14 protein-coding genes are annotated in these 14034 nt (G+C 61.6%); 8 read left to right on the forward strand and 6 right to left on the reverse strand.

The window, feature by feature from the left end:
• The first annotated feature begins 235 nt into the window (after positions 1–235).
• Positions 236–601: a group 1 truncated hemoglobin gene (locus E2L06_RS00755; RefSeq protein WP_138777686.1), complete on the forward strand. Its 366-nt coding sequence runs from the start codon at positions 236–238 to the stop codon at positions 599–601.
• 13 nt (positions 602–614) lie between these two features.
• Here the strand turns inward: E2L06_RS00755 and E2L06_RS00760 are convergent, their stop codons facing one another.
• Positions 615–1961, reverse strand: a complete 1347-nt coding sequence (locus E2L06_RS00760; protein ID WP_138777688.1) for a glutamate-1-semialdehyde 2,1-aminomutase — start codon at positions 1959–1961, stop codon at positions 615–617.
• 185 nt (positions 1962–2146) lie between these two features.
• Between E2L06_RS00760 and E2L06_RS00765 the strand changes: the two genes are divergently transcribed.
• The 3 genes from E2L06_RS00765 to E2L06_RS00775 are packed head-to-tail and all read left to right on the forward strand — an operon-like array spanning position 2147 to position 3946.
• On the forward strand, positions 2147–2551 hold the full coding sequence (locus E2L06_RS00765; protein WP_138777690.1) for a cytochrome c maturation protein CcmE: 405 nt from the start codon (positions 2147–2149) through the stop codon (positions 2549–2551).
• A gap of 4 nt (positions 2552–2555) precedes the next feature.
• On the forward strand, positions 2556–3260 hold the full coding sequence (locus E2L06_RS00770; RefSeq protein ID WP_138777692.1) for an ABC transporter ATP-binding protein: 705 nt from the start codon (positions 2556–2558) through the stop codon (positions 3258–3260).
• Positions 3257–3946: a heme exporter protein CcmB gene (locus E2L06_RS00775; RefSeq protein ID WP_138777694.1), complete on the forward strand. Its 690-nt coding sequence runs from the start codon at positions 3257–3259 to the stop codon at positions 3944–3946. The genes E2L06_RS00770 and E2L06_RS00775 overlap by 4 nt, the downstream gene beginning before the upstream one ends.
• Positions 3947–4120: 174 nt before the next feature.
• Here E2L06_RS00775 and E2L06_RS00780 read toward each other — a convergent pair whose 3' ends face one another.
• The 4 genes from E2L06_RS00780 to E2L06_RS00795 form a co-directional block, all read right to left on the reverse strand.
• A complete protein-coding gene (locus E2L06_RS00780) occupies positions 4121–4597 on the reverse strand; it encodes a DoxX family protein (protein WP_138777696.1) in 477 nt (158 codons plus the stop codon).
• A 267-nt stretch (positions 4598–4864) separates the two neighbouring features.
• The gene (locus E2L06_RS00785) at positions 4865–6034 is read right to left on the reverse strand and encodes a carboxypeptidase-like regulatory domain-containing protein (protein ID WP_138777698.1); all 1170 of its coding nucleotides are present in this window, start codon (positions 6032–6034) and stop codon (positions 4865–4867) included.
• A gap of 3 nt (positions 6035–6037) precedes the next feature.
• Positions 6038–8470 carry a cytochrome c biogenesis protein CcsA gene (ccsA, locus tag E2L06_RS00790; RefSeq protein WP_138777700.1) on the reverse strand — a complete coding sequence of 811 codons (2433 nt, stop codon included), beginning with the start codon at positions 8468–8470 and terminating at the stop codon, positions 6038–6040.
• Positions 8467–8874 carry a thioredoxin family protein gene (locus E2L06_RS00795; RefSeq protein WP_138782468.1) on the reverse strand — a complete coding sequence of 136 codons (408 nt, stop codon included), beginning with the start codon at positions 8872–8874 and terminating at the stop codon, positions 8467–8469. Before E2L06_RS00795 ends, ccsA begins: the two co-directional genes overlap by 4 nt.
• A 234-nt stretch (positions 8875–9108) precedes the next feature.
• Here E2L06_RS00795 and E2L06_RS00800 point away from each other — a divergent pair, with 234 nt between their 5' ends.
• From E2L06_RS00800 to E2L06_RS00815, 4 genes are all read left to right on the forward strand, one after another.
• Positions 9109–10278 (forward strand): c-type cytochrome, encoded by a 1170-nt coding sequence (locus E2L06_RS00800; protein ID WP_138777702.1) that lies wholly within the window; start codon positions 9109–9111, stop codon positions 10276–10278.
• A gap of 78 nt (positions 10279–10356) precedes the next feature.
• Entirely contained in the window at positions 10357–11043 is a 687-nt protein-coding gene (locus E2L06_RS00805) for a cytochrome c biogenesis CcdA family protein (protein ID WP_138777704.1), read from the forward strand.
• A gap of 43 nt (positions 11044–11086) precedes the next feature.
• Positions 11087–11809, forward strand: coding sequence for a cytochrome c biogenesis protein (locus E2L06_RS00810; protein ID WP_212750759.1), 723 nt, complete (start codon positions 11087–11089; stop codon positions 11807–11809).
• A 1-nt stretch (position 11810) separates the two neighbouring features.
• Entirely contained in the window at positions 11811–11927 is a 117-nt protein-coding gene (locus E2L06_RS00815; RefSeq protein ID WP_138777706.1) for a CcmD family protein, read from the forward strand.
• Between the two features lie 107 nt (positions 11928–12034).
• On the opposite strand, the gene E2L06_RS00820 is transcribed toward E2L06_RS00815, so the two are convergent.
• The gene (locus E2L06_RS00820) at positions 12035–13690 is read right to left on the reverse strand and encodes an ammonium transporter (protein WP_138777708.1); all 1656 of its coding nucleotides are present in this window, start codon (positions 13688–13690) and stop codon (positions 12035–12037) included.
• Between the last annotated feature and the right edge of the window lie 344 nt (positions 13691–14034).

Here is a 14034-nt window from a genome sequence, read left to right on the forward strand (position 1 = left end):
GTGATGACCATCCCGACGAACGACCTGATACGGACGCCTGTCAGTCCGTTCTAGTGGGACCGCGATCGACTCCCCTGCGGCCCCCGGGGAACTCGAGACAGCAGGCCGCCTGCGTCGGACATTGATCGCAGACGAGGTCGATCCCGTTCACATGGACTGGTATCCCTCCGTATAGCGGGCTTTGCGAATATATTCGTCCAGTCTTTTATTATGGTCTGGTGATTGGATACGTCCGATGAGCGATACGCTCTACGAACGACTCGGTGGTGAAGACGCGATTGCAGCCGTCGTCGACGAGTTCTACGACCGCGTCGTCGCGGACGAACAAGTCGCATACTACTTCGAAGATGTCGATATGCAGCAACAGCGCGCCCACCAGACCCAGTTCATCAGTTCGGTCGCTGGCGGGCCGATCGAGTACTCGGGCGACGATATGGAAACGGCCCACGACCATCTCGGTATCACTCCCTCGGAGTTCGAGGCGATCGCGACCCACCTTGGGGACGCACTCGCCGCGTTCGATGTCGACGAAGACGACCGACAGGCAGTTCTCGAGGCAGTTGCGAGCTATCAGGACAACATCGTAACGGCGGCTGACTGATCTCGCGGACCGCTTAGAGGGCTTTCTTGTAGGCCTCGAGCGTCCGTTCGACGTCTTCTGCCGTGTGCCCGTAGCTGACGAACTGACACTCGAACTGGTTCTGTGAGAGGAAGACGTTCTGGTCTTTCATCTGGCCCCAGAAGATGCGCCGCCAGCGCTCGGTCTCGGCGTTTTTGACGTCGCCGGCGTTTTTCGGACAGTAATCGTATCGCGGACAGGTCGGGTTCTGTCGGCAGCCCGCGCTGCATTGTTCCTCGAGCGAGTCGGGGCCAGGTCCGTCACGTGTAAAGATCACTTTGAACATACTGTCGGTGCCGGTGACGGTGTAGCTGGGGGCCTGATCGGCGAGGATGTCGGTCAGCCCGCTGCGGAGTCGATCGCCGAGTCCGTTGACGTGGTCGTAAACGTCGTTTTCGGCGGCGAACTGCAGCGTCTCGAGGCCGGCGGCCATCGTGACGGGGTGGCCGGAGAAGGTGCCGGCCTGGAAGACGTCGCCGGTCGGTGCGAAGTGCTCGATGATCTCGGCGCGGCCGCCGATCGCGCCGACGGGGAAGCCGCCGCCGATGATCTTCCCGAACGTCGTGAGGTCGGGCGTAATCCCGAACTCGCTCTGGGCACAGCCGAGGCCACCGACGCGGAAGCCGGTGATGACTTCGTCGAAGATCAGCAGCGAGCCGTGTTCTGCGGTGATCTCGCGAAGGAACTCGTGATAGCAGTCTTCGGGGTAGACGATGCCGTAGTTGCCCAGAATGGGCTCGGTCATCACCGCCGCGATGTCGTCGCCGTGCTTTTCGAACACGTCGCGGACGGCCTCCTCGTCGTTGAACGGTACTGGAAGCGTGTGGTCGGCAAACGACTGTGGGACGCCGGCGGAGGAGGGTTTCGGGTCGTCGGCGTCGCCTTCGACCAGCGTCGACTCCTGTGCGCCGTGGTAGCCGCCCTGCATGACGACGATCTTGTTCCGACCGGTGTAACCCCGCGCGAGACGCACGGCGGAGGTCGTCGCTTCGGTTCCCGAGTTGACGAAACGGAGCTTCTCGACGCTCGGGACGTGGCGGGCGACGAACTCGGCGAGGTCGACCTCGACTTCCGTCGGGGTCCCGTACATCGGTCCCTCGCTGGCTTTCTGCTGGATGCCCGCCTGAACGGGCTCGGGCAGGTCGTGGCCCAACAGCAGCGGCCCGAGTCCCATTACCCAGTCGATGTAGCGGTTGCCGTCGGCGTCGATGATGTGACCGCCGTCGCCTTTCTGGACGAAGAACGGATACGGTTCGATCGCCGCGCGAACGGCGGAGTTGACGCCACCGGGCAGCACCGACAGTGCCCGGTCGTACAGCGCTCGAGAGTTGTCCTCGGTCATGCGCGCCCCTTCGGATTCGGACGGGAAAGGAGTACCGAGGTCGGTTCGTGACACGTCGTTCGCCTCGTGTTTGGCCGAGCCGTGGATCGAATCAGACTGTCGGAGAACTGATTGTCTTCCCCGAATGTAACGAAAATCAATAGTACACACCAAGATTGAAATAGTCCAATCGGACATATTCGCTCGTGAAACGAAGGAGTAAGTTACTTTTCGCCGGCGTCGGCGTCGTGTTACTCTTCGGTGTTCTCGGAACGACAGTCATGAACGCGTCCGCGGAGTTCGTCACGCCGACCACGCTCGAGGACGGCGACTACGACGGCGAGTGGGTCAACCTCGAGGGTAAAGTCGCCAACCTCGAACAAGACGGCAACGAGATCCGGTTCGCCGTCACGGACAACAACACGTCCGTCGACGTCGTCTACGACGGGGCGATGCCCGAGACGATGGCCGAGGGCCGGATCGTCGTCGCGAAAGGCACCGTCGACGACGGTTCGCTCGACGCGTCCGAACTCTCCGTCCGGGCCCACGAAGGCAGCGGCGACGGGAACAGTACCAACAGTACTGAAATGCCACCGGCCGAACGGGCATAACGACATGGGGACGATCAGCGTCGATGGCGTGACGAGACGGCTCGGCTCGACGACCGCGCTCTGCGACGTTACGTTCACCGTCGATTCCGGTGAGCACGTCGGGTTGTTCGGTCCCAACGGCGCGGGGAAAACATCCCTAATGCAACTGCTGTCGACGCTTGCCTCCCCCGACGATGGCCGTATCCGGATCGACGGCGACGAGGTGGCGCCGGACGCGACGGCGGTTCGTGCGAAACTCGGCGTCGTCAGCCATCGGCCGATGGTCTACGGCACGCTTACCGCCCGCGAGAACCTGCGATTGCACGCCCGATTGCGAAGCGTCGACGCGGAGCGTGTCGAACGGGTCCTCGAGGACGTGAACCTCCGAACGCACGCCTCGACCCGCGTCGAGGACTTCTCCCATGGCATGACCAAGCGACTCTCGATCGCACGGGCAGTACTGCACGATCCGACGGTCCTGTTGCTCGACGAACCGTACGCCGGCCTCGACCAGCGGTCGGCGATGGACCTCCAGCAGATCCTGACGCGGTTCGACGATCGAACCGTCGTCATCGCGACCCACGACCTCGAGCGGGCCGTCGACGACTGTGACCGCGCGCTCGTGCTCGTCGACGGCACGCTGGAACGAACCGTCTCGCTAACCGACCTCGATCGACAATCGTTCGAGACCGAATATCTCGAGGCGGTCGGTCGCTCTAATCTGCAATGACCGACAATACCGTCGTCAGCTACTGGCGGACCGTCTTCGAAGTCGCACGCAAGGACCTCCGTATCGAGTTGCGCTCGAAGCAGGTGCTCAACACCGCGGCCGTCTTCGCGCTGCTGGTCGTCATCATCTTCGCGTTCAGTTTCGCACGCACGTTCGCGAACATCGACGTCGTCGCGAGCGGCGCGCTCTGGGTCGCGTTCGTCTTCGCCGGGACGTTCAGCGTGAGCCAGAGCGTCGCCGTCGAAGAAGCCGACGCCGGTCTCGACAGTCTGTTGCTCGTTCCCGTCGACCGCTCGGCGATCTACGTCGGCAAGGTCGTGAGCAACACCGCGTTCACCGGGGCCGTCGCCGTCATCACACTCGGGTGTATCGTCGTCTTCCTCGACTTCACTGTCCTGCCGGGCACGGTCCCGCTGTTGTTGCTCGTCGTCGCCCTCGCGGCGTTTGGCTTCGCCGCGACCGGCGTGCTCATCGCGACGATGACCGCTCGAGCCCGGCTCAGCGATCTCCTGTTGCCGCTGTTGCTCGTGCCGCTCGTGATTCCGGTGTTGCTCGCCGGCGTCGAACTCACGCGTGCGATCTCGGAGGGGCTGCCGCTGTGGCGCTGGTTCCGACTCCTGCTGGCCTACGACGGCGTGTTGTTCCTGATCGGAATCGCGCTGTTCGAGTACGTCGTCGAACGGTAGGTCGTTTCGATCCGTTTCACCAGATCAGTTAGTCGTGATGATATTTCCGATAGCTGATTGATGAAGTCGTAACCCAGCGAATGATAAGTACAGGGGTTGGAATGCTCTGTCATGTGGCCTGTTACCATACCAGTGGAAGGCCCGGACAAGATATAGAAGCAGGGTAGGAACGTGCTATTGTTCCGCTTCGCTCCTAACGGTACTGCCGATTGCGAGTGCAGCGCCGATGATGACGAGGTTCTTGATGATGTACTGTCCCTCGACAGTTAGGGCGTACGGAGCGGTCGTGTAGACAACCTCTGGGAGGAGAACGAGCGGGAGAAAGGTGCCTGGAAGCTGCAGGAACAACAAGAAAATGCCGACGCGGATCAGCGGTCGATACAACAGACAGATGCCGATGAGCACTTCCCAAACGCCAAGCACAGGAACAAACACCTCTGGAGAGACAACGTATACAGTCGCCGCAACAAGGTCTGCCGCCGGACTGATCTCGAACACTTTCAACGCACCAAACCATATGAACACGACCGCAAGGGAGACGCGAAGTATCGGAATACTCCACTGCTTCATCGCCGAGGCAATCCGCATGTCTAGTTCGTCGAACCGCCGCTTGTACGCCTGTAACCGCTCAGTTTCGATTCGGTTCGTCATTACATCGTGTGGGGACCCCACCAAGGAAACACCTGTCCCCTTCGATTGTTGCCAATAACACGCGTCATCAACCGAGGGCTACCTACCACCGCTCCGACTTGCCAGAGGAGGGTCGCTGTTTCTTACACGGCGGTGAGAATATCTGTCAGCACTGGCAGATTGATCAACAGTACGTTCGCACATCTACATACTGGCTGGTTCAGCGAAATTCGAACGAAATCAACCGCTGTGAATCGGCTGCCGATCCCTCATCGGTGGGAGACTGGCCTACAGGTACCGATACGCGGCCAGTCCGATGGCGATGATGGCGACGAAGCCGAGACTCACAAGCCCGAGCGGGAACTCGCCGGCTCCCGGACCGCCGTTTGTCTGGTCACTGGCAACCGATTGATTGGATTCGGTGATGCTCACCGAGATTTGGTCGTCTGCCTCGAGCGGCCCCGTACTCGTCACCATCGGCATCGGCGCGTCGGCTTCGACGAGGTTGTCGGAGACCTCGACCTGGCTCAGATCGTATTCGGCGAACTGGATCGCGAACTGCTCGACATCGTAGCCGACCGGTTTTTCGAACGCCTGATCCTCGAGGCGATAGTACACGTTGATGGTAGCCGGTTCCTGTGGAGTGATCGTCGTCTCGACCGTCGCCGTGCCGTTCGTTTGACTGACTGACGTGCGTTCGTCGCCGACCATTGCCGTGACGACTTCCGCGTCCGATGGCACTGCAAAGGAGACGTCACCGGCGAACGGCCGGTCAGCGGTGTTTTCGACGGAGACTGTTTCGACGACGAACAGCCCGGTGCCGTTTTGCGTCGGCCCAACGTTCAGGAGGTGGTTCACCGGTTGGCCGCCACCGAGAGTCAGTGCGTCTCGATCCGTCGTGGGCGTCGGCAACTCGAAGGTCGTGTTCGCCGCGTCGTCATCGGTCGAGACTGCTCGTTCGTAGGTGGCACCGTTTGCCTTGATCTCGAGGGTGTAAACGCGGTCGGGCTGGACCGGGCCGATCGTGAACGAGCCATCGGTCGTATTCAGTTGTGTCACTTCGGGTCCGAGTTTGCTCGTGACGGAGACGGTGGCGTTCGAAATCGGCGTGCCGTTCTCGTCGACGAGCTCACCTTCGATCGTGTCGTTCAGGACGAAGTCGGGTTGTTCACCGTCGTCGACGAGCGCGTAGTGTGTCGTGCCCTCGTGCTCGAGTTCGATGAAGTAGGTGATGGCACCCTCGACGGGCTCGTAGCTGAACGAGCCGTTTTCGACCGTCGTTTCGGTCGCGTTTTCGACAAGGTCGTTTCCAGGGCCCAGCGGTGCGATCGTGACCGTCTCACCGTCGGCGGAGCCGCCGTCGACGACGACGGTTCCGGAAACCGATTCGGCAGTGGCAGTCGCGGGGACGATTAAAAGCGATACGAGGACGACGAAGCCGAGGACTATCTTTCTCATGGGTTAGTCTGATGTGGTTTCGGTGACGTTCTGCTGGCGCGTGACGCGGGGCCAGAGTCGGGCGAGTCCGTGTGCGGGGTCGAACACGATCACGAAGAGCATGCCCACCAGTAACGCGGCGACGCTGAGCCGCATCACGGTCATCAGTGGGATCTGCTTGACCGTCAGCGATACGGTCCCGTCGTCGACCGCTGCGATGACGTACGTATCGTGAGTCAGGCCGCGGTCGACGAGGACATCGCGGACTTCCATTCCGCCTTGCTGGAGGTAGCGTTCTTGGCCGGCGTTGCCGCGAGCGATCCGTTCGCCGTTCTCATACACGGTGAGCCCGACGGCGGTTCCTTCGACGCGCGTCTGGTCGAGTGCGGACGGTGGGTTCGAGACTGGGCCGACGTTCGCCGCTTCGGTAACGACGACGCCGTCGGATTGTGGCAGTTCCGGCAGGAAGTCCCACATGACGGTGCCGACCCCGACGACCTGATCGCCTTCTGCGATCCCGAGTTCGGTCTGACTCGCGTTCATCACGCCGATCCAGACGGCCGAGTTATCGAGCTGGATGACGGTCGCGTTCGGCCCGGCGTTGATTTGCGTCGCCGTGCCGTAGACCGGTTGTCTCGTCTCGTGGATCTCCTGTCCGCGGGAGGCGATCTGCTCGCTCGAGAGCGCCATGTTTTCGACGTTTGGCTCTTCGGGTCGCTGATACGAGCGGTAGTCGGATACTTGAACTGCATAGTTGGATTCGGGAACCTCGTGGACGGCCGATCCCTCGATCGTCGCTTCGCGGTCGGCATCGGCGACGACCAGCGACGACTGGGCCGTAAAGAGATAGGAGAACGTCACCGTCACCACGAGCAGCGCGAAGGCAACGTGGATCATCGTGATCCCCACCTGCTTGAGCTGGAAGTTCCGGTTCGGGTTGCCGGGGATGAACTCGAGCGTTCGCTTGATGACCGTCAGGCAGACGTACGCTGCCGGTGGGAGAATCGACAGCGCGCTCGCGTTCCCGACGAGTCGGTACAACAGCGCGTCGCTGCCATCGACGTTCGACAGCGTCCACGCCTCGCTGGGTGCGACCAGTGCCGCGAGGACGGTCAGCAGCGAGAAGATCCCCAGCGAGATCAGCGCGCGCCGACGGCCCTCGACGTCGTAGTCCATGTAGAACCCGAGGACGAGTAACACGCCGAGGACGATCGGGTAGCTCCAGAGGTTGTAGTACTGCCCGCCGACTTCGACTTCGACGCCGGTCACGGAGGCGTTGAGCACGGGAAACGTCAGTCCCCAGACGGAGACGAAGCCGAGCAGGCCGATACTCAGGACCGCGAGGTGTTTCAGGTTCACGCGCGAGATCCATTGCTGGGACTGCGATGTGTCCGCCGCTGTCTCAGATGCCGTTTCCGGCTCACGGAGGAGCCAGTACCCGAGCGGGAGTCCAACGCCGAGAATCGAGGTAAGCGTCAACAACACCAAGAGTGCAGCACCGATGCCGCCATCGGCGAACGAATGGACGCTCCGGAACACGCCGCTGCGGACGATTGCCGTGGCGTAGACGATGAGTGCGAGCGTCGCTCCGGTCATCGCAGGGGCAAGCGTCGCGTAGGTCGACCGGGAGCGATAGTTCATCACCGCGTGCAGCGTCGCCGTGAGGAACAGCCACGGGATCAATACGGCGACCTCGACGGGGTCCCACGCCCAGATCCCGCCCCAGCCCAGCACCCGATACGACCACAGGGAGCCGAGTGTGATCGCCGCGGTCAAAAACAACCACGCGATGCGTAGCCAGCGCGTGACGCTACCGATCCACTCGTCGAAGAGACCACCCTCACCGCGAATCGTCGAGATGAAATGCGCAACGGCGATGGCAAACGGCATCGTCAACAGCGCGTATGCGATGAACATGATCGGCGGATGGATCGCCATATACGGATCGATGAGCAGGGGATTGAGTCCCGTTCCATCGATCGGGACGAATCCCGGGTCCATCTCCGGGAACTCCGACGAAATCGGCTTGAAGGGGCTGTCCACGACCAGCATCGCCGCGAAGTAGGTCACGACCCCCATCGTGATCCCCTGGACGAGTCTCGTCTCGCGGCGCTCGAGGCCGCGAACGGCGACGGCCCAGAACGCGACGACGGCCGTCAGTGCTGCCCAGAGGAGAATCGAGCCCTGATTCCCCGCGTACACACCAGTGATCCGATAGAAGAGCGAAATATAGTTGGCAGTATTGTTCCAGACGTACGCGTTCGCGTAATCGGTGGTGACGAACTGGTAGGTCAGATAGGCAAGCGCCAGACTGAGCAGTCCGGCAGTCACACCGATCAGCGGCGTGGCGGCGTCGAGATACCGCTCCTCACGCCGGAGATAGTTCGTGATGAGAAGGACTGTCGCCGTAAGACCGGACAGCAATGCAGCGCCGATCAAGAGCGTTCCGCCCATCATTGGGTTTCCCACTCCTCGAGTGCCTCATTCAGATAGCCCTGAAACGCGTCCGTCTCGGCGTAGCCGTTGATTTCGACCAGTACCTCGCCCTCTGGCGTGACAGCGACGTGCTGTGGCGGATAGTTCGCGTCGTACTGCTGTTGGAGCTGTCCTGCCTGTTGGCTGTTGTCCTCGAGATTAACCGCAAGCAGGACGAACTCGTCGAGTTGCTCGAGGACGGCTGGATCGGTGTACGCGTTCGCGTTGTAGTCCTCGCAGTACGTACACCAGGTCGTCCAGAAGTAGATGAGGAGCGGCTTGTTCTCTTCGGCGGCGATCCGCTGTGCGTCGTCGATGTCGGTTCGCCACTCCGTGTCCCCGTGATACGTATAGGAGTCGTCGCTCAATACTGGTGCTGCGTTCATCGAATAGTAGCCGATTCCGATCGCTGCGATGAAAATCGTGATAGTAAATACCTTCCTCGGCGAAATTGACATCTGATTGTAATCTCCTGTGTTTCGAGGCAGCGGTGGTTGCTCTCGACTCTACCATTACCGTGAATTTCTGCCGACCATAAATGTTTAATCATTAGTTACTGTACTTGGCAGTATGCAGAGACGAAGTCAGTCGTGGATCTCAATCGGAGGTGACGTCGGGCGATGAACCGCAATCTCCTCCCGTTACTGGGGGTTGTCGTATTAATCGCCCTCGCTGGCTGTGCCGCGCCGTCGGCGCCCGGTGGGGAAGCCAACGAGACGACCGATCTTCCCAAACAGTGGCCCGATCGAAAGGTGTTCGACGAAGACCTCCGCGAAGGTGACTCGAAAAACAACTTCGAATACCGGAACGCGACCGCCGGTGACGAGGTGCAGTTCTCCCCCAAGGAGATGAACAACTCGACGCTCCCCTCGAACGAACAGGAGCGCGAGATGGTTCTCTACGGGCGTGAACTCATGCGAAACACCTCCCAGGCGATGCCCGAACACGTCGGCAACGAACTCTCCTGTGCCAGCTGCCACGGCGGCACTGACCCGCGCTACGGGATGACACAGGGGATGGTCGGGCAAGATATCCAGATGATTCCGCTCGTGGGAACCCACGCGGACCTGCCGGAGTGGACGTCCCGACGCGACCGCATGCGTGACTCGCGCCAGCGCCTGATGGGCTGTTTCGACCGGAGTATGAACTCCCAGGCTTCCCCCGAGGGGACGCCAGCCTACGACAGCCGAGAGATGCAGGCCATGGAGGCGTACATGCAGTGGCTGAGCGAAGGCGTGCCGGTGAAGGGACAGCCCTACTGGTCACACCTGAACAAGCCCGACAGTGACGAGAAGAAACCGATCGAAGAGGTCAACCCCGTGCGCGGTGCCGAACTCTACCTCGAGAACTGCGCCTCCTGTCACGGCGATGATGGACAGGGTATCGAGGGTACTGCACCCGCACTCTGGGGGCCGGACGCGTTCAACGACGGTGCCGGCATGAGCCGGATGTACACCTCGGCCTCGTTCATCCGCGAGGCGATGCCGTACGGCACGCCGCATACGGTGAGCGGTTGGGATGAGTCTCAGGATATCGCTGGCTACATGAACGGTCACGACCGTCCCGAGTTCGTCGGGAAAGAGCAAGACTTCCCGACGACTGGTCCGCCGAAAGAGGGTATCTACTACCCACGGACGCAGGAAGAGCTCGGCTACGACATGAACCCGATGCGCAAGAAACTCGAGCTGGCCGGTATCCCGACCGGGACCGAATCGCTCAACGAGAGCGACATTCCCGACGACGTCGAGTACTACGACCAGCCGCTTCGAAACGAATCGGTCGGCGACTAGACCGTCGCTGATAGCCGCCGCGGATCCGCCGGTCTCGGATCCAGCACGTTCTTTTGAGTCGTGTTACAATGTGGTGCCATGTTCGATGTGGCCGGACTCGTCGCTGTCTTCGTTGCGGGGACGCTGACCGCGCTGACACCCTGTTGTCTTCCCATGATTCCGCCCCTTCTCGCGGGCAGTGCCGGCCATCGACTGCGACCGATCGCGATCGTCGCGGGGAGTATCATTTCGTTTACTGCACTCGGTATCGGTACGTCATTACTCAACGCCGTGACGCCGGAGACGCTCAGAGTGCCCTTCGTGGTCCTGATCATCGCGTTCGGCGCGATCATGGCCGACGACGACCTCCATGACGCCTACACGACTGCTGCCTCACGGATTACCGGTCCGGCGTCTCGAGTGACGAGGGCCGTCGAGAACACACAGCACCCGCTCGTCAGCGGTGTCGTCTTGGGGCTGTTTCTCGGCATCATCTGGCTCCCCTGTGTCGGCCCCGTCCTCGGCAGCGTCCTCGCGTACGTCGGGACGTCCGGTGACGTGACTCGGAGTGCGACGCTTCTGTTCACCTACGGTGTCGGATTCTCGGGCCCGCTGCTGGCCGTCGCTTACGGCGGGAAACGGGCGAGTACGCTGCTCACGAATCGCGTCCGGTCGCTCGAGCGGCCCGCGTTGATCCGCCGAGTGAGCGGGTACGCACTCGTCGTGACGGGTATTGGCCTGCTGTTCGAACTCGACAAAGCCATTCTGGCAGTGCTCGTCGGATAACGACTGGAAAAAAACTAAGTCAGGCGCTTTCAAGTACTGCGGTATGCGTACGTTCTCTCGACAACTCGCGTCACTCATCCGCCTGTTTCACTGGGTTATGTGGAGTCGGGTCGTGAGGTGGGGTGCGTTTGCGTTCGGTCTGGTCTCGCTTGCGCTGGTCTTCGGCGTCGCCTCCCGGACCATGTACGGTATCGAACACGGAATCAATCTCATCGCGTACTGGCACATTCCACTGGCGTTTCTCACCGCGTTTGCGTTGTCGACGACGTTTATCGGGAGTCTGCTGTATCTCCGGTACGAAGGACGCTTCTGGAATCGCCTCGCTCACAGCGGCGGGGAAATCGGCTTTCTGTTCGCGACACTGACGCTTGCGACGGGGAGTATGTGGGGACGAGTCGTGTGGAACTCCTGGTGGGAGTGGAGCGACATTCGGCTCGTCACGTTTCTGATCGTCTGGCTGATCTATGCGGGGTATCTCGCCGTCTATGCCTCGACTGAGCGGGGAAGCGACGAGCGCTTCGCCGCGGTGTACGGCGTCGTCGCGTTCGTCACGGTCCCGATTACGTACACCGCCGGCCGACTCTGGTCGCCGACGTTTCACGAGCCGACGATCGCGAACTCGAGCGTGAGTGCGAACATCGATCCGCTGATCCTCGGGATCTCGTTTCTCGCGTTGGCGTTGCTCTACATCTACGTGATGGCGATCCGTATCCGACTCCACGAAATCGAAGATAAAATCATCCTTCAGAAAGAAGAGGTGCGGTAAGATGGACACGCTTCTCCTCGCCGGCTACGGGTCCGTATTCGTGGTGTTGTTCGCCTATCTGCTCTATATGCAGCGGCAGTTGCGCCGACTCGAACGACAACTGCAGGACTTACAGTAAGTTCTGACGCAGTACTCGATTGCGCTCCGACTATCCGTCGAGCCGAGTGGTACTGCTCGATGGCCGAAGTCGACCCGGAAACGGACTGTGTTCGCGGCGACCTCGAGTTAGACGGCGTCCGGGCCGGTCTTGCCGGTCCGGACTTGCATCGCGTCCTCGACGGGCATGATGAAGATCTTGCCGTCGCCGGGTTCGCCGGTCTCGGCGGCTCCGCGGATGGCGTCGACGACGTCGCCGGCTGGGATGTCGGCGACGACACACTCGATTTTGACCTTCTGGTGAAGGTCGACCGTGTACTCCTCGCCGCGCCACTGTCCTTTCTTGGCGGGCTGGGAGCCTCGTCCGGAGACGTTGGTGACGGTCAGCGACGGTGCGCCGACGTCGGCGAGGGCGGTCTTGATCTGGCCGAGGCGGTCGGGGCGGACGATCGCCGTGACCATCTTGATCTGTCCGTCGGTCGGCTCGCCCCCATCGGTACGAATGAGCTCGTCGGCGCTGCCGCCGTCGGTCGCGACGTCGGGCTGGCCGAACTCGGGGTAGGTGTCGACGCCGTGTTCGGAGACGTCGAGCCCGTCGCGTTCGTGTGCAGCCGAGACGCGGGCCTGGCCGGCTGCCTTGAACGCGTACCAGATGGCAGCTGTCGTCGCGATCGTCCAGGCGCTGATGAGGACGACGCCGGTGAGCTGTGCGACGAACGCGTTCGCGACGCTGTCGACGACGCCTGGGGCGGCCACGAACGGGAACAGCAGCGTTCCGAGGATGCCCGCCGAGCCGTGGACGGGGAAGACCGCACACACGTCGTCGATCTTCAGGTACTGTTCGACGAATTCGAAGACCAGCGGCAACTGTGCGCCAGCGAGGCCGCCGACAACGAACGCGCCCCACCACGCGGTGGTGTTGGGGATCGCCGTGATACCGACCAGGCCGGCCAGCAGGCCGTTGGCGACGTACAGCGTGTCGACTTTGCCGGTCTTGAGCCAGGCGACGAGGCCAGCACCCATCGCACCGCAGGCCATCGCGATCGTCGTCGTCATCGCGACGCGACCGAGCTGGTCGCCGAGGAAGACGCCGTTTTCCATGTCGATGATCGCCGACGTGCCGACGTTGAAGCCGTACCAGCCGAAGGCGAGGATCAACGTCCCGAGGACGGCGAAGGTCAGCGAGTGACCGGGAATGACGTTCGCGGTGCCGTCGCTGTTGTACCGATCCATGCGCGGGCCGAGCACCCACGCCGCGGTGAGACCGGCGATGCCGCCCATCCCGTGGACGATCATCCCGCCTGCGAAATCAGCGAACGGCGTTCCAGTGATGGTCTCGATGTAGCCACCGGCCCACGTGAGTCCGGTGACGACAGGGTAGATGACCGCCGCCAGCAGGAACGTGTAGGTGACGTACGCACGGAGCTTCGCCCGTCCGGCGACGGCACCCGACACGATGGTCGCAGCGGTCATCGCGAAGACCGCGCCGTACAGCCAGTCCATCCAGCCGGTCGGATCGCTCTGGAACGCGGGCGTGAAGCCGCTTCCAGCCACGACGCCCTCGACGCCGACGCCGATGAGGAAAAACACCGTCACGCCGACACTCCATGTCAGCAGGTTCTTCGTCAACTGGTTCGCGACGTTCTTCGAGCGCACCTGCCCCGCCTCGAGCATGGCGAAGCCGGCGTGCATGAAGAAGATCAGGAACGTGGCGACCAGAACCCACGTGTAGTTGATCGACTCCATCAGCATCTCGGTCTCGGCTTGCAGGAGCGTCGCGTCCATCAGGCGCTCACCTCGGCGTTCCACACACCGAACGTACTATCGATCGGGCGATCGTGCTTTCCTTCTGCAATCAGCACCGCATTCGTGTTCCAAATCACGTTTTGACTCGTAGCTCTTGCACCATTTAAGGATTAGCGTTGTTGTTTGTCCAAAACTCGACCTGTAATAGGGTTATACGGACAAAGCTAAATTGGATATAATGTGTATAAGGGTCGCAGTTGTGGGGGGCTGCTTCTCGCAACGGCTATATTCTACGCGTTTGTCAACCCCCACCGATTGTCGATACACCGCGTCAGCGGGGGAACAGCCCGGTCGGTTACCGTTGCCCTGGGGTGTCTCGGCGT

It is taken from the genome of Haloterrigena sp. H1 (genome assembly GCF_005938085.1).
Taxonomy (GTDB): Archaea; Halobacteriota; Halobacteria; order Halobacteriales; family Natrialbaceae; genus Natrinema.